Origin of the sequence: Phytobacter sp. RSE-02, from assembly GCF_040578655.1 — a bacterium.
In the GTDB taxonomy this organism is placed as follows: domain Bacteria; phylum Pseudomonadota; class Gammaproteobacteria; order Enterobacterales; family Enterobacteriaceae; genus Phytobacter; species Phytobacter diazotrophicus.
On sequence record NZ_JBEULY010000019.1, the window covers coordinates 19,674 to 40,786 of the forward strand.

The 21,113-nt window shown below is 53.3% G+C and carries 21 protein-coding genes; 12 read left to right on the plus strand and 9 right to left on the minus strand.

From position 1 onward, the window contains the following. Nucleotides 1-154 precede the first annotated feature (154 nt). From ABU190_RS24345 to ABU190_RS24365, 5 genes are read right to left on the minus strand one after another with little or no spacing between them, the layout of a single operon-like run. On the minus strand, nucleotides 155-3,274 hold the full coding sequence (locus tag ABU190_RS24345) for an efflux RND transporter permease subunit (protein WP_354692584.1): 3,120 nt from the start codon (nucleotides 3,272-3,274) through the stop codon (nucleotides 155-157). Beyond that, the gene (locus ABU190_RS24350) at nucleotides 3,271-4,743 is read right to left on the minus strand and encodes an efflux RND transporter periplasmic adaptor subunit (protein ID WP_354692585.1); all 1,473 of its coding nucleotides are present in this window, start codon (nucleotides 4,741-4,743) and stop codon (nucleotides 3,271-3,273) included. The genes ABU190_RS24345 and ABU190_RS24350 overlap by 4 nt, the downstream gene beginning before the upstream one ends. Continuing rightward, on the minus strand, nucleotides 4,740-5,996 hold the full coding sequence (locus ABU190_RS24355; RefSeq protein ID WP_354692586.1) for a TolC family protein: 1,257 nt from the start codon (nucleotides 5,994-5,996) through the stop codon (nucleotides 4,740-4,742). Before ABU190_RS24355 ends, ABU190_RS24350 begins: the two co-directional genes overlap by 4 nt. A gap of 10 nt (nucleotides 5,997-6,006) precedes the next feature. After that, nucleotides 6,007-6,351, minus strand: coding sequence for a copper-binding protein (locus ABU190_RS24360; protein WP_354692587.1), 345 nt, complete (start codon nucleotides 6,349-6,351; stop codon nucleotides 6,007-6,009). Nucleotides 6,352-6,405: 54 nt separating this feature from the next. Beyond that, entirely contained in the window at nucleotides 6,406-6,765 is a 360-nt protein-coding gene (locus ABU190_RS24365; protein WP_334312451.1) for a DUF2946 domain-containing protein, read from the minus strand. Between the two features lie 401 nt (nucleotides 6,766-7,166). Between ABU190_RS24365 and dcuC the strand changes: the two genes are divergently transcribed. The 5 genes from dcuC (at nucleotide 7,167) to uspG (ending at nucleotide 10,808) form a co-directional block, all read left to right on the plus strand. Beyond that, entirely contained in the window at nucleotides 7,167-8,540 is a 1,374-nt protein-coding gene (gene dcuC / locus ABU190_RS24370; RefSeq protein WP_041852151.1) for an anaerobic C4-dicarboxylate transporter DcuC, read from the plus strand. Between the two features lie 136 nt (nucleotides 8,541-8,676). Continuing rightward, entirely contained in the window at nucleotides 8,677-9,447 is a 771-nt protein-coding gene (rna, locus tag ABU190_RS24375; RefSeq protein WP_354692614.1) for a ribonuclease I, read from the plus strand. Nucleotides 9,448-9,618: 171 nt separating this feature from the next. Continuing rightward, the gene (gene rnk / locus ABU190_RS24380; RefSeq protein ID WP_071193879.1) at nucleotides 9,619-10,029 is read left to right on the plus strand and encodes a nucleoside diphosphate kinase regulator; all 411 of its coding nucleotides are present in this window, start codon (nucleotides 9,619-9,621) and stop codon (nucleotides 10,027-10,029) included. 128 nt (nucleotides 10,030-10,157) lie between these two features. Continuing rightward, on the plus strand, nucleotides 10,158-10,247 hold the full coding sequence (yldA, locus tag ABU190_RS24385; RefSeq protein ID WP_271851235.1) for a small membrane protein YldA: 90 nt from the start codon (nucleotides 10,158-10,160) through the stop codon (nucleotides 10,245-10,247). A 132-nt stretch (nucleotides 10,248-10,379) separates the two neighbouring features. Next, nucleotides 10,380-10,808 carry a universal stress protein UspG gene (gene uspG / locus ABU190_RS24390; protein WP_110295810.1) on the plus strand — a complete coding sequence of 143 codons (429 nt, stop codon included), beginning with the start codon at nucleotides 10,380-10,382 and terminating at the stop codon, nucleotides 10,806-10,808. Between the two features lie 123 nt (nucleotides 10,809-10,931). Here the strand turns inward: uspG and ahpF are convergent, their stop codons facing one another. Both ahpF and ahpC read right to left on the minus strand, forming a co-directional pair. Next, nucleotides 10,932-12,497 carry an alkyl hydroperoxide reductase subunit F gene (ahpF, locus tag ABU190_RS24395; protein ID WP_041852155.1) on the minus strand — a complete coding sequence of 522 codons (1,566 nt, stop codon included), beginning with the start codon at nucleotides 12,495-12,497 and terminating at the stop codon, nucleotides 10,932-10,934. A gap of 374 nt (nucleotides 12,498-12,871) precedes the next feature. Beyond that, on the minus strand, nucleotides 12,872-13,435 hold the full coding sequence (gene ahpC, locus ABU190_RS24400) for an alkyl hydroperoxide reductase subunit C (RefSeq protein WP_041852156.1): 564 nt from the start codon (nucleotides 13,433-13,435) through the stop codon (nucleotides 12,872-12,874). Between the two features lie 396 nt (nucleotides 13,436-13,831). On the opposite strand from ahpC, the gene dsbG reads away from it, so the two are divergent. The 3 genes from dsbG (at nucleotide 13,832) to ABU190_RS24415 (ending at nucleotide 16,689) form a co-directional block, all read left to right on the plus strand. Further along, nucleotides 13,832-14,575, plus strand: coding sequence for a thiol:disulfide interchange protein DsbG (gene dsbG, locus ABU190_RS24405; RefSeq protein ID WP_354692588.1), 744 nt, complete (start codon nucleotides 13,832-13,834; stop codon nucleotides 14,573-14,575). Between the two features lie 327 nt (nucleotides 14,576-14,902). Next, complete coding sequence (locus tag ABU190_RS24410) at nucleotides 14,903-16,078, plus strand: DUF3440 domain-containing protein (protein WP_354692589.1); 1,176 nt, start codon at nucleotides 14,903-14,905, stop codon at nucleotides 16,076-16,078. Beyond that, a complete protein-coding gene (locus ABU190_RS24415; protein WP_354692590.1) occupies nucleotides 16,063-16,689 on the plus strand; it encodes a ParB/RepB/Spo0J family partition protein in 627 nt (208 codons plus the stop codon). The genes ABU190_RS24410 and ABU190_RS24415 overlap by 16 nt, the downstream gene beginning before the upstream one ends. 6 nt (nucleotides 16,690-16,695) lie before the next feature. Here ABU190_RS24415 and ABU190_RS24420 read toward each other — a convergent pair whose 3' ends face one another. Beyond that, nucleotides 16,696-17,856, minus strand: coding sequence for a pyridoxal phosphate-dependent aminotransferase (locus ABU190_RS24420; protein ID WP_354692591.1), 1,161 nt, complete (start codon nucleotides 17,854-17,856; stop codon nucleotides 16,696-16,698). A 126-nt stretch (nucleotides 17,857-17,982) separates the two neighbouring features. Here ABU190_RS24420 and ABU190_RS24425 point away from each other — a divergent pair, with 126 nt between their 5' ends. From ABU190_RS24425 to ABU190_RS24440, 4 genes are all read left to right on the plus strand, one after another. After that, nucleotides 17,983-18,594: a methylthioribulose 1-phosphate dehydratase gene (locus tag ABU190_RS24425; RefSeq protein ID WP_041852162.1), complete on the plus strand. Its 612-nt coding sequence runs from the start codon at nucleotides 17,983-17,985 to the stop codon at nucleotides 18,592-18,594. Further along, nucleotides 18,594-19,283: an acireductone synthase gene (gene mtnC / locus ABU190_RS24430; protein WP_354692592.1), complete on the plus strand. Its 690-nt coding sequence runs from the start codon at nucleotides 18,594-18,596 to the stop codon at nucleotides 19,281-19,283. Before ABU190_RS24425 ends, mtnC begins: the two co-directional genes overlap by 1 nt. Then, nucleotides 19,280-19,822 carry an acireductone dioxygenase gene (locus ABU190_RS24435; protein ID WP_041852164.1) on the plus strand — a complete coding sequence of 181 codons (543 nt, stop codon included), beginning with the start codon at nucleotides 19,280-19,282 and terminating at the stop codon, nucleotides 19,820-19,822. Before mtnC ends, ABU190_RS24435 begins: the two co-directional genes overlap by 4 nt. A gap of 138 nt (nucleotides 19,823-19,960) precedes the next feature. Further along, nucleotides 19,961-20,524, plus strand: a complete 564-nt coding sequence (locus tag ABU190_RS24440) for a hypothetical protein (protein WP_354692593.1) — start codon at nucleotides 19,961-19,963, stop codon at nucleotides 20,522-20,524. A gap of 125 nt (nucleotides 20,525-20,649) precedes the next feature. On the opposite strand, the gene ABU190_RS24445 is transcribed toward ABU190_RS24440, so the two are convergent. After that, the gene (locus tag ABU190_RS24445) at nucleotides 20,650-20,982 is read right to left on the minus strand and encodes an SdpI family protein (RefSeq protein ID WP_354692594.1); all 333 of its coding nucleotides are present in this window, start codon (nucleotides 20,980-20,982) and stop codon (nucleotides 20,650-20,652) included. Between the last annotated feature and the right edge of the window lie 131 nt (nucleotides 20,983-21,113).

Genomic DNA, 21,113 nt, shown 5'->3' on the forward strand with positions numbered 1-21,113 from the left:
AGACTTTTGTCCAGTCGTTATTCATCAAAAAGTGATAAATGTCGCTAAGTTTTTTCAAAGCTACCGTTTATTTGGGATCCGCATCAATGGTTAAGAATTAACCGCCCCAAAAATGCTACGTCCCGGAAACGAGACGCGGCATTTTAACGCTGAATTAGCGACGACGATGAAGCAATTCATACACCGCCGGGATCACAAACATCGACAATAACGGCGCGGTGACCATGCCGCCGATCATGGGCGCGGCAATACGACTCATAACCTCGGAACCGCTTCCCCCGCCCCACATTATCGGCAACAGGCCTGCCATAATGGTGGCAACAGTCATGACTTTTGGCCGCACGCGCAGCACCGCCCCTTCATGAATGGCCCGCCTTAACATCGCCTGGCCACCATCCGGATCGCGTTGGCGATACTTCTCCAGCGCATGATTGAGGTACAGCACCATTATCACGCCGAACTCTGCCGCCACTCCCGCCAGCGCAATAAAGCCGACAGCGCCCGCCACGGACAAATTATATCCCAATAGCCACAACAACCAGACGCCGCCAATCAGCGAGAACGGCAACGTTCCCATGATCAATAACGCGTCGGAAATGCGCTTAAAGGTGATAAACAGCAGGACAAAAATAATCATCAGCGTGACGGGTAAGACAACTTTCAATTTTGCCGTCGCCCGCTCCAGATACTCAAACTGACCGGACCAGGAGAGCGTAACCCCCTGCGGCAATTTCACTTGTTCAGCAACCCGTTGCTGCATATCGTCCACGGCTGATTTAAGGTCGCGACCACGCAAATCGACATAGATCCAGTTCGACAGGCGCGCATTCTCACTTTTCAGCATCGGTGGGCCCTCTTTCACCACAATATCCGCCAGTTCGCCCAGCGCGATCTGACTGCCGTTTTCAGTGATCACCGGCAGCGCACGAAGATCGTCGACGTTGTCGCGGATTTCACGTGGGTAGCGAATATTGATCGGGAAACGCTCACGCCCCTGCAAAACCTCACCGACGTTTTCCCCGCCCACCAAAGTTGAGACCAGCGATTGCAACTCTTTGACCGAAACGCCGTAGCGTGCGGCCTGTTGGCGGTTGATATTGATATCCACATAGCGCCCGCCCGCCAGCCGTTCTGCCAGCGCCGACGTCACGCCAGGCACGGTTTTCACAACCTGCTCGATGTGCTGAGCCACTCGCTCGATATCGGCAATGTTATTACCGTTCACCTTTATCCCCACGGGGCTTTTGATCCCGGTCGCCAGCATATCCAGTCGGTTACGAATCGGCGGCACCCAGACATTGGCAATCCCCGGCAGGCTAACCGTTTTATCGAGCTCCTCGACCAGTTTTTCCGGCGTCATGCCAGGACGCCACTGTTCGCGAGGTTTAAAGCGAATGGTGCTCTCAATCATGGTTAAGGGCGCCGGGTCCGTTGCGCTCTCCGCCCGGCCCGCTTTACCGAAGACGCTTTCCACTTCCGGAACAGTTTTGATCAGTCTGTCCGTCTGTTGTAACAGTCTCGCCGCTTCCCGGGCCGAAATCCCCGGCAGTGTCGACGGCATATAGAGCAGGTCCCCCTCATTCAACGGTGGCATAAATTCGCTGCCCAGGCGACTGAGCGGCCAGAGCGTGGCAAGCAGTAACAACAAAGCAACACCAATGGTCGCTTTCGGCCAGTTCAGTACCCGGTCCAGCAGCGGCTCATAGAGACGAATAAGAAAACGGTTGATGGGGTTCGCTTTTTCATCCGGGATCTTCCCACGAATGAAGAGTGCCATCAGCACCGGCACCAGAGTGATACCCAGGCCAGCCGCCACTGCCATTGACCAGGTTTTTGTAAACGCCAGCGGCGAGAACATTCGCCCTTCCTGCGCCTCCAGCGAAAACACCGGAATAAACGACAGGGTGATGATAAGCAGACTGCAAAACAGTGCTGGACCAACTTCCACCGCAGACTGCTCCGACAAACGCCAGTAATCCGCCACCACCAGTTTGCGTCCGGGGTTATCGTGCCGCCACTGCTCCATCACTTTATGCATGTTTTCAATCATGACTATCGCGGCATCCACCATCGCGCCAATGGCGATGGCAATCCCGCCCAGAGACATGATATTGGCGTTAATGCCCTGATAATGCATAACAATAAACGCGCCAAGAATGCCAAGCGGCAAGGATACAATCGCCACCAGCGCCGAGCGGAAATGAAACAGGAAGAGCGTACAAACCAGCGCCACCACAATAAACTCTTCAATCAGTTTATGGGTCAGGGTCTCTACCGCATGCTCAATCAGGGTAGAGCGATCATATACAGGAACGATTTCCACCCCGGCAGGCAGGGTCTTCTGCACCGCCTGTAACTTTGCTTTTACCGCATGGATGGTTTCCAGCGCATTTTTGCCATAGCGCATCACAATGATGCCGCCCGCCACCTCCCCTTCACCGTTATACTCCGCAACCCCACGGCGCAGCTCCGGCCCAAGCCGCACGCTGGCCACATCTGAGAGCATAACCGGCACGCCCTCGCGGCTGGTAATGACGATATGGCGGAAATCCTCCAGCGTCTGCAGATAACCGGTGGTTCGCACCATAAATTCGGCCTCGCCCATCTCCAGCAGCGCACCGCTACTCTCCTGGTTCGCCGACTGAACGGCGGTGATTAACTGCGCATGGGTGATATTCAACGCCCGCATACGAGCCGGATCCGGTACGATTTGGTACTGGCGAACCATCCCGCCGACGCTGGCTACCTCCGCCACGTTGGGTACGGTTTTCAGCTCAAATTTCAGCGTCCAGTCCTGCAATGCGCGCAGATCGGCAAGGTTATGTTTCCCTGTGCGATCAACCAGCGCGTACTCGTAGATCCACCCCACCCCGGTGGCATCCGGTCCCAGCGCCACGTTAACCCCGGCAGGCAGTGACGTCTGGATCTGGCTTAAATTCTCCAGCACCCGTGAGCGCGCCCAGTACAGATCGGTATCATCATCAAAAAGTACATAAACGTAGGCGTCGCCAAACATGGAGTAACCGCGTACTGTTTTGGCACCCGGCACGGAAAGCATTGCCGTTGTGAGCGGCCAGGTAACCTGGTTTTCGATGATCTGTGGTGCTTTGCCCGGATAGCTGGCACGAATAATCACCTGCACATCCGACAGATCCGGTAAGGCATCAAGCGGCGCACGCTGCACCGACCATATGCCCCACCCCGTCAATACCAGCGCGGCAAGCAGGATTAGCAGTCGGTTACGCAAAGAGGCGCGAATAATGGCGGCTATCATTTCATCGCCTCCGTCGCTGGCATCAGGTGGGTGATCACCGCGCCGTTTTCATCATCAAGGGTAAAACTGAACATCACGCGGTCGCCGGGTTTGAGGGTGGCAACCGGTGTTTTGAGTGTGAAATCCATCGTCATCGCCCCCCAATTCAGCGCTGGAATGGGTTGATGCGCCAGTGTGATGCTGCCCGCATCAATGGCTTTGATCACCCCGGTGGTTTCGTACTCTTGCGCCTGTTTCTGGTCGGGAACCGCACTCTGCGCCGTGTCTCCCGGTAAGGCGCTGCGTAAGCTGGCTTCGGAGTCAATCAGGAACTGCCCGGAAGTGACCACGCTGTCCCCCTCTTTAAGACCGGAGAGTACCTCCGTCCAGCCTTGCGATGTTCTGCCTGTCGTCACCTTCACCGCCTGGAAGTACCCCTCGCCAGAGGCAAGCAAGACCCTGGTTGCCACCCCGGTTTCAATCAACGCCTCTTCGGGGATCGCCAGTACCGCAGGCTGCTGCGACATTTCCGGCTGCGTCACCGTCAGGAACATGCCGGGTTTCAGTTTTTGCTGTGGGTTATCCAGCACGATGCGCGCTTTTAATGTGCGCGTGGTGGTTTCCAGTTGTGGCAGTAGCTCGCTCACCCGGCCATGAAATTGCTCACCCGGCCAGCTTGAGGAGCGCGCGATGATCTCGCTGCCTGCACTCAGGGTTTGTGCCTGACTTTGTGGGTAATCCACCACCAGCCAGACGGGGTCGAGGCTGGCAAGTTCAAATAGCGTTTGTGCCTGAGCAACCTGCGCCCCTTCCCGTGAATCCAGTTTCACGACATAACCCGCGCGATCGGCGCGCAGCGTCAGGCGAGTTTGCGGTTTGCCGCTGCGCTCTACCGCCAGAATTGTCGCTTCTGGCATAAACTGCAACGCCAGTCGGTCACGCGCCGCACGTGTCAACGCACCGTCACCTAGCTGGCGTACAGCCAGATACTCCTGCTGCGCCGTCGTCCATTGCGGGATCCATAATTGCGCCAGCGGCTCGCCTTTTTTCACCCACTGCTGAGGCGCACGAACAAACAGTTTTTCTACTACGCCATTGGCGGGAGCAGAGATCGTCTGGATGCTGCGCTCATCGGTTGTCACCGTCGCAAAAGCAGAAAAAGCGGGAGCCAGTACGCGCTTCTCAACACTCGCCGTGGTCATCCCCAGATTTTGCTGCTGACGCGCACTCACGCTGACACCATTGTCAGTCGGCCCTTCATCCGCATAACGCGGCACCAGCGGCATATCCATAAAAGGCGATTTCCCCGGTTTATCGAAGCGCTGCCCCGGCACCATGGGGTCGTACCAGTAGAGGACTTTTCGTTCCGCGTTAGCACTGGCGTGGTCGTGGGTGTCTGCTGTCGGCGCGACCTGTTGTCGGCCTGCGACATAGCCCGCCGTCGCTGCCACGCAGGCGGCAATCAGAACCGCTAAAACTGTTTTTTTCATTGCGCCAGCTCCTGAGGAATCAACCAATGGATGGCGGCCCATGTCCGTGCCATCTCTTTTTCTGCCTGATACACCGCCAGCTCGCTATCAAGAACCGTGCGGCGCGCATCCAGCAATTCCGGCAACTGTGTCTGCCCGGCGCGATATTGCGCCGCCATCAGCGAGGCGCGTTTGCGTACCAGCGGTAAGACGTCGTCGCGCTGGCGCATCCACAGCGCCTGGGCGGCGTTGTACTCAGCAATCAAGGTGCGAACCTGCGCCACATGTTCGCGTTCGGTCTGTGCCAGTTGATCGTTGGCCTGCATTGAGCGGGAGATATCCGCCGCATGGTCTTTGTCCTGACGCTGTGATTTGAAAAGGGGAAGGTCGACGGTAAACATCACCCCGGCCATGTCTTCATACCCTTCGGCGCGACGGCCATACCAGACTTCCACTTCCACATCCGGAATGGCGGCAACAGCGGACTCGGCAGAGCGCGCCTTCGCACTGTTAGCTTCGCTGGCGGCGGCAATCATTTCCGGATGCAGTGCGACGCCGTGTTCCAGTGTTTGCTCGTCGGCAGGCAGGCGTTCATAGCGAGGTAAGTCACCAGCGATAGTGGTAACGGGCTGTCCGGTCAGTTGAGTCAGGCGAGTCCGGGCCACCTGCACGTCACGTTCCGCAAGGGTGACTTTGTCGCGCATCGCACTCAGGCCAATCTGGAAAGCAAGCACGCTATCAGGTGCCGCGTTACCCGCACTGACGCTGGCTTTTTGCGCCCCCTGCTGTGCGGTCGTTTCCGCCAGCAATTTGCGCGCGGTTTGCAGGGCGCGCGTAGAGAGCGCGAGATCCAGCCACGCCTGTGCCGCATCGCGTTGCAAATTCGCACGCGCCACCGAGGATTTCGCGTTCACGCTTTGCGCCTGTGCCAGCAGCGTGTCAGCTTTGCGATCGCGTTTTTCGGCACTGACGTATTGCTGCATCACGCCGATGCGCTGCATGGTCATGCCTTCACGGGTAAAACGGCGTGCGTTACTGCCCTGTACAGGCAGGTTATCAATACCGAATTTCAGCTTCGGGTCGGGAAGTTGACGGGCCGAATCTGCCATTGCATCCAGCGCCCGCGCTTCATTGCGGTTAGCGGATAATTCGGCAGAGTAGCGTTCTGCAGCGGCGAGGGTCTGCGTGAGCGTCAGTGGCTCCGCCGAAGCGGCGGAGCACATCAAGCCCAGCAACACCCCACCGAGCACCAGGCTCAGGGAGTATCGTTTCATCCTGCCCCCGTTATTCTTGCGGCGCCAGAGAAACGATCTGGTAACCGTTCGCGTTCTGCACAAACGCGAAGTCAACCTTTTCGCCCACAGCCAACTGCGATGGCGCAGCTTCCGACAGATCAAACTGCATGGTCATCGGCGGCCAGTTGAGATCTGGGATGGCTTTATGAGCGATAGAAACGGACTGCGGCGTGATTTTTTTGATAACGCCCTGGGCGTGGTAAACATGCGCCTGCATGGCGGTGTGCTGCGCCATGTTGTGATTCATGTCGTGGTTCATGGCGTGCGCTTGCACGGCGGAAAAAGAGAGTACAGCCAGCACGCCTGTCAGCGCGCGAAAAATAGAAGAACGCATAGTAAAACTCCTGTTAATCGAAAATTAATTAAAATTCAACGAATTAACAGTTTTCTACTCGCGAAACCGGCAAAAACGGATGGTTGCCGGCGGCCCTGCTGCGGGAGGTGTGAGCGACCAGCCCTCACGGACGGTATCAATACAAAGGGGTTTGGCGACGACCAGCGTCATGCTGACAGGCAGCGCGACTGGCGTCTGATGACCGCTGTCTTTTTGCGCCACATCCGGTACGCAATGCTTGTCGCACAGAGGCGCTTTCATTTGATGGGCAGGCGGCTGCATCGCATTATCGGTCATCATATGATCGTAATGCTGTGTCATTACCGTTTCGCCTTGCACATCCAGGTCGCAATCATGCGAGGCTATGGCCACCTGACTCTGGATCAATAGCCAGCCGAACGCGATCAGCAACATCGTCAGATGCCGCCTCATTACGCGTAAACGACTAATCCAGCCAGTGTGCATAATAACCTGTCAATCAATACGGGAACCGGGAGCGAGTATAGGCGCCGATATTTTTCTTTTTAAAGCTTTTTTTGATTAATTTACGTGGTTTATTCATTCGCAACCAAAGAAACTAATTTTATTAACTTTTTATTTTCTTTTTAGATCCCATTACGCCCATTGTTTTTTGCGAACTTCCGCAACGGTATTTTTGTCATTTTGCGGAAAATAAGCAAAATGCGCGATAATATACGCAAAACGAATCTTCCTTGATTTTAATCATCTACTCATTAGCGGTTATTCGGCACATTGCGTTTCTTCCTTTTCCGGTAGTCATTTTTCATGTTCTTTACGCTGGGATCCAGAACATTATGTTAACGTTTATTGAACTTCTGATTGGCGTCGTGGTAATCGTGGGTGTCGCACGCTATATCATCAAAGGTTACTCTGCCACCGGCGTGCTGTTTGTCGGCGGGCTGGCGTTATTAATCGTCAGTGCGCTGATGGGGCATAAAGTCCTGCCGGGCAGTGCTACCAGCACGGGTTACACCGCAACAGACATCGTTGAATACATTAAAATCTTGCTGATGAGCCGCGGTGGCGACCTGGGCATGATGATCATGATGCTGTGTGGGTTTGCCGCCTATATGACCCATATCGGTGCCAACGATATGGTCGTGAAGCTCGCCTCCCGCCCACTGCGTTTTATTAACTCGCCCTATTTATTAATGATTGCCGCCTATTTCGTCGCTTGCCTGATGTCCCTGGCGGTCTCCTCGGCCACTGGCCTTGGCGTGTTATTAATGGCAACGCTTTTCCCCGTGATGGTGAACGTGGGGATAAGCCGCGGGGCTGCCGCTGCTATTTGTGCCTCTCCGGCCGCGATTATTTTATCTCCAACCTCCGGGGATGTCGTTTTAGCCGCGAAAGCCGCTGAAATGCCACTCATCGACTTCGCGTTTAAAACGACGCTGCCGATCTCCATCGCTGCCATTATCTTTATGGCCATCGCCCACTATTTCTGGCAGCGCTATCTGGATAAAAAAGAGAACATCACCGCAGAGATGCTGGATGTGAAAGACATTACCACCACCGCCCCGTCTTTTTATGCCATTCTGCCGTTTACGCCGATCATCGGCGTGCTGATTTTCGACGGTAAATGGGGGCCGGAACTGCATATCATCACTATCCTGGTAATCTGCATGCTGCTCGCCGCAGTGCTGGAGTTTTTCCGCGGTTTCAATACACAGAACGTCTTTTCCGGTCTGGAAGTAGCCTATCGCGGCATGGCAGATGCGTTTGCTGGTGTGGTAATGCTGTTAGTTGCCGCCGGTGTCTTCGCGCAGGGTCTCAGCACGATTGGCTTTATCCAGAGTCTTATCTCCATTGCCACCTCGTTTGGTTCCGCAAGTATCATTCTGATGCTGGTACTGGTCATTCTCACCATGCTGGCGGCGATGACGACGGGCTCTGGTAACGCGCCGTTCTACGCGTTTGTCGAGATGATCCCGAAACTGGCACATGAGTCAGGCATCAACCCGGCGTACCTCTCTATTCCGATGCTACAGGCGTCTAACCTTGGCCGCACCATTTCACCGGTATCCGGCGTGGTGGTTGCGGTGGCAGGTATGGCCAATATCTCTCCGTTTGAAGTGGTTAAACGGACATCCGTACCGGTTATTGTGGGTCTGATTGTGGTGATCGTGGCAACAGAGATCCTGGTTCCCGGCGCTGCCGTGCACTAACGGCCTGTCCTGCCATAACGCAAAAAGCGCCCCTCCGGCGCTTTTTGTGCTTTAATAACCTACGGAAATTATTTAAACGCAATCATCAGGATCAGAAATGTTCATAAAGGGACTCGTCGCCAGTCTGGGTGTCGCCATGGCGATGCTGTCGCTCACCCCCGCTCACGCTGCCCCACTCGAGCCCAAACAGTACGGTGACTTTGACCGCTACGTGCTGGCACTTTCGTGGCAAACCGGTTTTTGCCAGAGTCAGCATGACCGTGGAGGGCGCGAGCCGCAGGAATGCCGACTGCAAAAAGAGCTACCGCAAAAAATCGATTTTCTGACCGTCCACGGCCTGTGGCCCGGCCTGCCGAAATCTATTGCCGCCCGCGGCGTGGACGAAAAGCGCTGGATGCGATATGGCTGCGCCACGCGACCTGTTCCCAATATGCCAGAGGCGAAAATCAGCCAGAAATGTTCTGCTGCCGAAACCGGGATGTCACTGGAAATGGCCAATAAGCTCAACACGGTAATGCCCGGCGCAGGCGGCGCATCTTGCCTCGAACGTTACGAATACGCCAAACACGGCGTTTGTTTCGGCTTCGACCCGGACGCTTTATTCGGGACGATGGTACGTCTGAATCAGGAAGTGAAACGCAGTGCTTTGGGGATTTTCCTGGCGAACAATTACGGTAAACATGTCAGCCGTAGCGATTTTGACGCCGCCGTTGCTAAGACCTGGGGCGATAACAGTGTTAAAGCGGTAAAACTGACCTGTAACGGTAATCCGGCGTATCTTACCGAAATGCAAGTCGCCATTGATGCGCGGGCGATCAACGAGCCACTTTCCGCGAAATCCCTGCTGGCGCAACCGCATCCGGGTAACTGCGGGAACGACTTTATTATCGACAGCGTCGGTTATTAATCCTCTCCCCTTTCGGGTTAAACACATAAACCCGGCAAATGTGAGCTAAGTCACTTCAAAGTTGCGTGCAGTCTCAGTATCATCCGAAGAGTTAAACCCTCGCTGCCAGACGGCGAGGGTTTTTCTTTGGATTAATCTGGCGGGATTTCGCCTCATGACATGGAGTAATAGATGTCCAGACCTGCAATTATCATCAATGAACTTGACGCTGAGCGCATTGACCGTCTGCTGGAGCAACCCGCTCATGCCAGTCTGCCGGTCGCGAAGGTGCTGAATGACGAACTGGATCGCGCGCAGATGTGCGCCCCCGAAGCGATGCCAGCCAACGTGGTCACCATGAACAGCACGGTAAAATTCCGTGAGCTTAAAAGTGGCGATATCCGCACACGTACCCTTGTATACCCGGCGCAAATGACCGATAGCGCGACGCAACTGTCCGTGATGGCTCCGGTCGGTGCGGCATTACTGGGCTTACGCGTCGGCGATAGTATCCACTGGGAACTGCCCGGCGGTGCAACGACCGATCTTGAAGTGCTGGAGTTAATCTACCAGCCGGAAGCCGCTGGCGAATATCTGCGCTAAGCGCGCCACACGCTGTTAAGAGGATGCATGCCGCATCCTCTTTCCCTTCCCCGCTCACCCAAATGTCGCATTTCTTTGTCCCGCTCAGGCTTCTATTGTGGTAAGAGGTTTTTGCCCTGGGTTCGCATATGAGCGAAACATGGATTATCGCCCTTATCTTTTTGATCGTGGCGGCAATTATCGTCGCGGCCGTGCTTTATCTCGAACGACACTGGTAACGCCCGGTTTACCGGAAAATCCTCATTTCTACGAAAACTCCAGCTCAAATAAATAATTGCCAGCGACGTAGCAGAATCATTCTGTCATTCCTGCTGAAATACCAGTGACATAATCTACAGGGAGACACGTTTATGTATCAGACAATCATTATGCCGGTAGATGTTTTCGAAATGGAGTTAAGCGACAAAGCCGTGCGCCACGCCGAGTTCCTTGCTCAGGACACGGGCGTCATCCATTTACTGCACGTTCTGCCTGCTTCTTCCAGCCTCAGCCTGCACCGATTCGCTGCCGATATTCGTCGTTTTGAAGAACACTTGCAGCATGAAGCGCAAACCCGGCTGACCACGATGATAAGCCACTTTTCAATCAGCCCCGAACGTATCCACACCCATGTCCGTCTGGGAAGCGTACGCGATGTGGTCAATGAAATGGCCGAAGAGTTACACGCGGATATGGTGGTGATTGGTTCACGCAACCCCTCTATCACTACCCATTTGCTGGGGTCGAACGCTTCGAGCGTAGTACGCCATGCACATATTCCGGTACTGGTAGTACGGTAAAAAAAAGAGGCTGCCTCAGGCAGCCTCTTGATTATTGCAGGTATTGTCCCTTTGTTCTTCGAGTTGCCCGCGGGTTAGCGTTATGCCACTCGAATACGTTGGGATATCTTACTTTCTTCTTTTTTATGCACGCTTAGTGCGGATCAGGTAGTCGAATGCGCTCAGAGAGGCTTTCGCACCTTCGCCAGTGGCGATAATAATTTGCTTGTACGGCACCGTGGTGCAGTCACCCGCCGCGAACACACCTTTGACGCTGGTTTCACATTTCGCATCAATGATAATTTCGCCCATACGGTTGCGCTCAATGGCACCTTCCAGCCAGGTAGTATTCGGCAGTAAACCAATCTGCACGAAAATACCGGCCAGCGCGATATGATGCACATCGCCGCTCACACGATCGCGGTACTCCAGCCCCGTCAGTTTGCTGCCATCGCCTTTCACTTCGGTAGTTTGCGCATTCAAAATGATGTCGACATTACCGAGGCTACGCACTTTATCCTGCAGCACCTGGTCAGCTTTCATTTCAGGCGCAAACTCCAGCAGGGTGACATGTTCTACAATACCCGCCAGATCGATGGCGGCTTCCACGCCTGAGTTACCGCCGCCGATGACAGCAACACGTTTACCTTTAAACAGCGGACCATCGCAGTGCGGGCAGTAGGTCACACCTTTAGTACGGTACTGTTCTTCGCCCGGCACGTTCATGTTGCGCCATTTTGCCCCGGTCGCAATAATGATACTGCGTGCTTTCAGCACGGCACCGGATGCGGTTTCAATCTGATGCAAACCACCTTCCACGGCAGCCGGGGTCAGTTTGGTCGCACTTTGCGAATCAATCACATCAACGTCGTATTCCGACACGTGTGCTTTCAGCGCACCCGCCAGTTTTTGACCTTCGGTCTTCGGCACGGAGATGTAGTTTTCGATGTCCACGGTGTCCAGCACCTGGCCACCAAAACGCTCACCCATCAGCCCGGTACGGATACCTTTACGTGCGGAGTAAACCGCAGCCGCCGCACCAGACGGGCCAGAACCAACAATCAGCACATCATACGCGTCACGCTTGTTCAGCTCTTCAGCTGCGCGTTTTTCCGCGCCGGTATCAATTTTGGCCACGATTTCAGCAAGCGTCATACGCCCCTGACCAAACTCTTTACCATTGACGAAGACAGCCGGAACGCCCATTACATTACGGTCAGTGATTTCATTCTGGTAGGTGCCGCCATCAATCGCCGTATGTTTAATGCGTGGGTTCAGTACGGCCATCAGGTTAAGCGCCTGTACGACATCCGGGCAGTTATGGCAGGTCAGTGAATAATAGGTTTCAAATTCAAAATCACCGTCGATATCGCGAATCTGTTCGAGCAGAGACTGCGCTTCTTTCGACGGATGACCACCGGTCCACAGCAGGGCAAGAACCAGCGAGGTAAATTCGTGTCCCAGCGGCGAGCCTGCAAAGCGCGGCCCCTGATTTGAACCTGGGTTGGTAATAAGGAACGACGGTTTGCGCACTGCCAGCGTGTTGTCTTCTTTGAAAGAAACTTTATCTGACAATTCAGCAATTTCAGCCAACAGTTCCTTGATTTCTGCCGATCTCGCGCTGTCATCCAGCGTGGCAATCAGCTCAACAGGTTTAGTCAGTTTCTCAAGGTAAGCCTTGAGCTGCGTTTTCATGTTTGTGTCGAGCATTTTTAATCTCCTGGGCTTAAAACATCATCATGCAAGCTGCCTTATCTGGGCTGCCTGAATGCAACTTGCATCATGGTGTTGGAATAAAATGGGCGCGAAAGCGCCCAGATAGTACTACGCAATTTCCGAGAATTTCACGTCAGAGCAAGGCGGCTAGCCTGAGAGTCCCCGGGAGCTTACAAAAGTAAGTGACCGGGGCGATTAAGCGTAGCCAACGCATTTGTAGCGCGAAAAACGATAGAAATTTCAATTCACAAGGCTTTCGTGTTACAGAAAGGCGGCAAGCTTATGAATCCCCGGGAGCTTACAAAAGTAAGTGACCGGGGTGATTAAGCGCAGCCAACGCATCTGTAGCGCGAAAGACGCCGTGAATTTTAGATTTTACCAACCAAATCAAGGGAAGGAGCCAGCGTCGCGTCGCCTTCTTTCCACTTAGCCGGGCATACTTCGCCTGGGTGGGAAGCAACATACTGTGCTGCTTTGATTTTACGCAGCAGGTCAGATGCGTCGCGGCCGATACCTTCAGCGGTAACTTCGATAGCCTGGATGATGCCCTGCGGGTCAACGATGAAGGTACCACGGTCAGCCAGACCTTCGTCTTCACGCATGATTTCAAAGTTACGGGTCAGGGCGCCAGTCGGGTCGCCGATCATCGCATATTTGATTTTAGCGATGGTGTCAGAGCTGCTGTGCCATGCTTTGTGCGTAAAGTGGGTATCGGTAGAAACAGAGTAAACGTCTACGCCCAGTTTCTGCAGTTCTTCATAATGGTCAGCAACGTCACCCAGTTCCGTCGGGCATACGAAAGTGAAGTCAGCCGGGTAGAAGAAGAAGACGCTCCAGCGGCCTTCGGTATCTTTCTCAGTAACTTCTACGAACTCACCGTTTTTGAACGCCTGGTTTTTAAAAGGTTTGATTTTGGTGTTAATTAAAGACATCTATACTTCCTCCGTGTTTTCGTTGAGGTGTAAGTTAACGATTTTTTTCCGATTCGGCTAATGCGTTTGCATTATCAAATCAATAAGCGTTAGCTAACAACCCGCACAAAACTGCTTAATGTACCGAACATGAACGTGCATAAGGTCGACGGGGATCCCATCGGTAAAAACAAAAAAGCCACCTCACGGGTGGCTTTAGACCTGAAATACCCGTGGGTGCTTCAGCGCCAGTCATACTGGCATCGTGTTGCGCGACAAGATAAAAGTTATCGCACAGACAGTGGGGATTACAACACTCTCGCAGTCACATAACAATGCACAGGCTCCAGATACTGCCTATGGTTGTGATAGGTTTTACCGTCATCTAATTCATCTCATTGTTACTTAAGGTTTTTTATGCTTAAACGTCTACTCGCCCTTTCTCTTTTGCCTTTCTACGTTCAGGCAGAAGAGCTGCCTGCGCCCGTACAAACCATTGAAAAACAAGGTATCACTATCATTAAATCCTTCGATGCGCCGGGCGGTATGAAAGGCTATCTCGGGAAATATCAGGACATGGGCGTCACCATTTATGTAACGCCAGACGGCAAACAGGCGATTTCTGGCTATATGTACGACGCCGCTGGCACCAATCTGAGTGAGAAAATGATTCAGGATGAGATCTACTCACCGGCAGGTCGGGCGCTTTGGCAGCAGATGGAAAAATCAACGTGGATCCTTGATGGCAAAAAGGATGCACCGCGTGTGATCTACGTTTTTGCCGATCCTTTCTGCCCGTACTGTAGCCGCTTCTGGCAACAGTCACGTCCCTGGGTTGAGGCCGGTAAAGTACAAATCCGCACATTATTGGTTGGGGTCATCAAACCCGAAAGTCCGGCGGCGGCGGCGGCTATTTTGAGCGATAGCGACCCGGCCAAAAAATGGCATGACTATGAGCAATCTCTCGGGAAAATGGCGCTGAATTTACCGAAAACCATTCCCCCAACGATCATGAATGTTCTAAAAGGTAATCAAACGTTAATGGACGAATTGGGCGCAAACGCCACTCCAGCCATTTACTATATGAATAAAGATAATGTGCTGCAACAAGAGGTTGGTCTCCCAGATGAGGAAAAACTGAAGCTGATTTTAGGCGAGTAAGGGTAAAAAAAACACAATAAAGGCAAAACGTAAGCCGGAGAAATACATCACTACGAATTATGATTATTTCTCCGGTGCGCTTTTTTTGTTACCAATAATAAGTTGTCGTAACAGAGTTGCGTACAAATAAACAAAATGACAAATGCAATGAATATAAATACCTCCAAACATTTAAAATAATTACATCATTGAAATCTATAACAAATTAAAGATTAACTCTTTGTTTAATTTTATTATCATTCCCAGCCTGAGTATGTAACCGACTGGGATTAATTGACGGTGAAAATTGACAAGAAAATTCTGGAACAGGATGTTCTGGGCGCCAGCATGGAAAGAATTAAATGGACACTGGAAAACTTTCAGAGAGTATGCGTTTCTTTTTCGGGTGGAAAAGACTCCAGCATCATGCTCAATCTGACGGCGCAACTTGCGCGTCAGTTAAAAAAGAAAATCAGTATTTTATTCATCGACTGGGAGGCCCAGTTTAGCTATACCATTGAGCATGTTGAGCGTATGCGTGCTGAATACAGTGATATCACAGAGCGCTTCTTCTGGATTGCGTTGCCATTGACCACCCAAAATGGCTTATCGCAATTTTCCCCCACCTGGCAATGCTGGCAACCCGGTGTTGAATGGGTACGGCAACCGCCTGAACATGCGCTTACGGATCCAGCGGAGCTGCCTTTTTATCAACACGGCATGACCTTTGAATCGTTTGTCAGTGAGTTTGCCGACTGGTTCGCCAACCATCGCCCGGCAGCCATGATGATCGGTATTCGCGCTGACGAATCTTACAACCGCTTTATGGCTATTGCGTCGGCACGCAAAATGCGTTTCGCCGACGATAAACCCTGGACTACCGCTGCCCCGCGCGGGCATGCCTGGTACATTTACCCGATTTATGACTGGAAAACAGCCGATATCTGGACCTGGTTTGGTAAAACCCAAACCCCCTATAATCCCTTATACGATTTGATGTATCAGGCAGGCGTGCCTACGCGCTATATGCGCATTTGCGAACCTTTCGGCCCGGAGCAACGCCAGGGGCTGTGGCTCTATCATGTTTTAGAGCCTGAGCGCTGGGCCCTGATGTGCGAACGGGTCAGCGGCGTCAGCAGCGGCGGGATTTATGCCGGTCAGGACAACCTTTTCTACGGTCACCGTAAGCTCACTAAACCTGCGCATTTGAGCTGGCGGGAGTATGTCCTTTTCTTACTCGACAGCATGCCAGAGCAATCCGCGGAGCATTATCGCAACAAAATCGCCGTCTATTTACGTTGGTTTGAAAAACAGGGGCTGACACATATTCCCGATAGCCAGCCCGGGGATGTTGGCGCAAAAGATATACCTTCCTGGCGCCGCATCTGCAAAGTGCTGCTTAATAACGATTACTGGTGCAGGGCCCTCTCTTTTAGCCCAACAAAAACAAGCAATTACAAACGCTATCACGAACGAATCAAAAACAAACGCAAGGAGTGGGGAATTTTATGCAACAGCGATTAATCAGCGAGATTGAGGCATTTCTCGGCGCATTACCTGAGGAAGAACGGATTGAAGCTATCAATGATTTTCGTCGTACTCTCCACGCGTTAAGCCCGTTTCGCGACCAGCCTGTCGATTGTGTTTTATGGGTGAAGAACGACCACATTTCCCCAAATGACTACAACCCTAACAATGTTGCACCGCCGGAGAAACGGTTGTTACTGAAATCGCTGGAGGCCGATGGTTTCACCCAGCCCATTGTGGTGCAGGAAGACAAACCTCATCACTTCGAAATTGTCGATGGCTTTCACCGCCACGAACTGGGTAAAAGTCGGGTGGCGCTAAAAAGTAAACTTAAAGGCTATCTCCCGATTACTTGCCTGAACAGCGACCGAGCCAGCAAGTCCGATCGTATGGCGGCCACCATCCGGCATAATCGGGCACGTGGCCGCCATCAAATCAATGAGATGGCGGAAATTGTTCGTGAACTCTCGCGGATGGGCTGGACAGAAGAGCAGATTGGCCATGAGCTGGGGATGGACAGCGATGAAGTATTGCGCCTCAAACAGATTAACGGCCTGACAGAACTCTTTGCAGGCCGTCGATTCTCGCGCGCGTGGACGGTTAAATAGCGTCAGTTATAGCTGACATAACCGTTCAGCGGCTGCCAGCAGGGTCGATTCCTGTTTTGCAAAACACAGACGAATCAGCTTATGCGGGAAGGGGTCGGCGCAGAAAACCGACAGCGGAATAGCCGCCACCCCAACTTCTTTCGTCAGCCACTGGCAAAAATTCACATCATCAAGATCGGAAATGGCGCTGTAATCGGCCAGCAGGAAATAAGTGCCTTCGCACGGCAGGATCTCCAGCCGACTGCTGCTGAGCGCATTGACCAGCACATCGCGACGAGCCTGATAAAACGCGGGCAACTGGCGATAATGTTCCGGCTCGCTTCGCAGCATATCCGCCAGTGCCAGTTGCGCAGGCGTATTGACCGAGAAGGTCAGGTATTGATGCACCTTACGCAGCTCGGCGCTAATGGCCGCCGGAGCCACGCAGTATCCCACCTTCCAGCCGGTCATATGGAAGGTTTTACCAAACGAGGAAACGGCAATCGCCCGCTGACGCAGTTGCGGGTGCGCCAGTACGCTGGCATGGCCCTCTTCGGCAAAGCAGATGTGCTCGTAAACTTCATCGCTCAGCACATAGATTTCTTTCTCGCCAATCGCCTGCCATAACGCCGCGAAATCCTCTTTGCGCCACACCGTCGCGGACGGGTTATGCGGCGTATTAAGGATAACCAAACGGGTTTTATCGCTCAGCAGTGCAGCGAATGCCTGCCAGTCCACGCGAAAATGCGGCGGTTGCAGGGCAATACGTTTTAGCACACCACCAGACAACTCCACCGCCGGGGCGTAGCTGTCATAACTGGGATCAAAGCAGATGACTTCATCGCCTTTACGCACCAGCGCGGTGATCGCTGCATACAGGGCCTCGGTTGCCCCTGCCGTTACTGTGATATCGCTGCCCGCGTCCGGTTTGTAGCCATACAGTTCTTCGGTTTTATCGGCAATGGCCTCGCGCAACGCCTGCACCCCGGTCATTGGCACGTACTGATTCGCCCCTTGTGCCACGTGGTAAGCCAGCCGCTCTTGCAAGTAGCGTGGACCATCAAAATCCGGGAATCCCTGAGACAGGTTGATGGCCTTATACTGCTGCGCCAGCGCACTCATTTGCGTGAAAATAGTGGTGCCTAAAGCGGGAAGTTTACTTTGGGGAATCAGTGCGTTATCGCTCATGGTTGCGTGCCTGCTTGTAATACTGATGTTGCTGCCACTATAACACGATGTTAGTATTTGGCAATCAAGACGCTTAGACGTCTAAACCATAAGAATATTCCTGCCGACGCGCAACCCAGGAAGACTATGACAAACAACCTGCAACTCCATGAGCTCGTTAACGCCTGTCACTGGATAGGCCAGAAAGGCTGGTCCCCTGCCACTGGTGGCAATATGTCGGTGCGTGAAGATGCACAATGGTGCTGGCTGAGCGAATCCGGCAAAGACAAAGGCAGCCTGACGACAGCCGACTTCCTGCAAGTGTCGATCGCCGATAACCATGCGCCGTCGGGGCGTAAGCCGTCAGCGGAAACGGGCCTGCACACGCTGATTTACCGCCTGTTCCCGGATGCGAATGCGGTGCTGCATGTCCATACGGTGAATGCCACCGTACTGTCACGCGTTGAGCGTGCCCCTGAATTGTTGATCAGCGGCTTCGAAATGCAAAAATCCCTGCGCGGGCAAACCACACATCTTGATACCGTGCCGATTGCAATTTTCGATAACGCTCAGGATATTGATGCCCTCGCCCGCCATATTGAACATTACGCGCAAGAACGCCCCTTGAACTATGGCTTTTTGCTACGTGGTCACGGTCTGACATGCTGGGGGCGCGATGTGGCTGAAGCGCGTCGCCATCTGGAAGGGCTGGAATTTTTATTTGAATGCGAAATGCAGCGCCGTCTGCTGGAGAAATAATGATCCGCGCGATAGTTACCGACATAGAAGGTACCACCAGCGATATTCGCTTTGTACACAACGTGTTATTTCCCTATGCCCGCGAACGTTTGCCGGCTTTTCTGAACGCGCAGCAGTATATCGAGCCGGTAAAAACTATCCTTGATAACTTGCGTGAAGAGATAGCACAGCCTGAGGCGACCACCGCCGATCTGCTTGATACGCTTGTGCAGTTTATGGATGAGGATCGCAAATCCACGCCACTGAAAGCGCTACAGGGCATTATCTGGCGTGATGGCTACGTCAATGGCGACTTCACCGGTCATCTTTACCCGGACGTGTTGCCCGCACTGGAGAAATGGAGAGCCAAAGGTATTGATCTGTATGTTTATTCCTCTGGCTCAGTGGCGGCGCAAAAACTGTTATTTGGCTACAGCGACGAAGGTGATATTACTCATCTGTTCAGCGGCTACTTCGACACCCTGGTGGGGGCGAAGCGCGAGGTTCAGTCCTATCGCAATATCGCTGAACAACTGGGCGTGCCGCCGGGGCAGATCCTGTTCCTCTCTGATATCCATCAGGAGCTGGACGCCGCAGCGCAGGCCGGTTTACGAACCATACAACTGATTCGCGGCGACCATGACGCGGCGAGCCAACATCACCAGGTTCCCTCTTTCGACCACATTAAGCCGGAGCAGATCCCCTCATGAGCGCACTGACGATTTATTCTGACAAAGACGCCAGCAAGCCTGTCTGGCAAAGCACCGACGCCGCCGGGATTCAGCAAAAGCTGAACGCCAAAGGCGTCCGTTTTGAGCGTTGGGAAGCCGACCGTGACCTGGGCGCAGATCCATCACCGGAGACGGTGATCGTCGCCTACCAGCACGCGATCGACAAACTCGTTGCTGAGAAGGGCTACCAGAGCTGGGATGTGATCAGCCTGCGTGCTGATAATCCGCAAAAAGAGGCGCTACGCGCCAAATTCCTCAACGAACACACCCACGGCGAAGACGAAGTGCGTTTTTTCGTGGAAGGTGCCGGGCTGTTCTGCCTGCATATTGATGACGAGGTGTACCAGGTATTGTGCGAGAAGAACGACCTGATCTCCGTGCCCGCCGGTACCCCGCACTGGTTTGATATGGGTTCCGAGCCGAACTTCACCGCCATTCGCATCTTCGACAACCCGGAAGGCTGGATCGCACAGTTCACCGGCGATGCGATTGCGGAAAACTATCCACGGCTGGCGTGAGTTCCCGCCCCTTGTTGTGGCCCAGCATTCACGCGGGGCTTTTTTTGGCCCCTACCCATTCCTGTAGCCTGTCTTTTCTCCTGCCAAACCCGGCCTATACTTGCTCTTTTTGCGAATGCGATTCACAGGGAAGGAAGAATGAAGAAAATTATATTGATGCTCCTGGCAATGGTGCTCAGCGGTTGCGCCACCACAGTGCCAATGCCGAAAGAGGACACACTCGACTACCTGCGGGTGACGGAAAATAATATTACGGTCATGTCAGACAAGTACGGCTATGTCTTTAAACGTGATAAGACCCGTGATGTTTATAACGACTACAAAGCCTTTTATGACGAGTTCGGGGATAAAAGCCCCGGTGTGGCGGTGTACTTTGTGGTGAAAGATAAAGATGTCACGGCGGAATATCGCGCGATTGTCGATGCGACTCAGTTAACAGCCGCCCAGAAGGACAGGCTCAAATATCATTATAATGCGCATGTGATGGAGTCCGGGAAAACGATGGTCGCCGTGTTTAAAGCCAAAGGCACTTATGCCGGGAGCCTGCATTACTCTACCGCTGACGCGACGAAACTGGATCCCCCTGTGACGGTGACGATCACCGACAAAACCGAACAGAATGTGAGTTATATGGCGCCGTTGATGATCCCCATTTTCCCGCTGGTGATGATGTACGGTTGCGCGAAGGGACCCTGTGTTTAAGGGATTGCCCGCAGCGATACCGGCCCCCGGATGGTGGCGCAAGCGCCCTATACGGGCTACTTCACTGAATCGGGGTTGCTCGTAGCCCGGCTAAGCGCTGCGCCAGGCGGGGAAACGCAGGGGGATCACTTCCGTGCCAGGATTCTTGCTCTCACCTGGGTAAAGAACACAGGCACCAGCACTTCAAGCATAAACAACACCAGGCTTATCTTTTGGTTATCCTCACCCGGACGCCAGTTCCCGAGGATAGCCGAGAGCACAAAAAATGCCACGCCCGCCGTCAGCATCGCCATACCATACAGACGATTGGCCCGATACCACAGCCCGTCATCATTGCGCGTTCGCGCGGTTCTTATCCCATACCAGCGGTTCGGTTTCACCTTCTGCAAAAGCAGCGGAATGGCAATAGCCATTAATATCAGACTGGTGATACTCAGCCAGATAAAATTCATATCCATCAGCGACTCTCCCTTTAAACGCACATTATCCCCGAAAAGGGATATTCACTGTCATGATGGATGGTAGTGGAAAACTAACGGGCGAATAAGAGTAACGTCATATTTTGATTAACTTTAGAGGGAGATGTAAC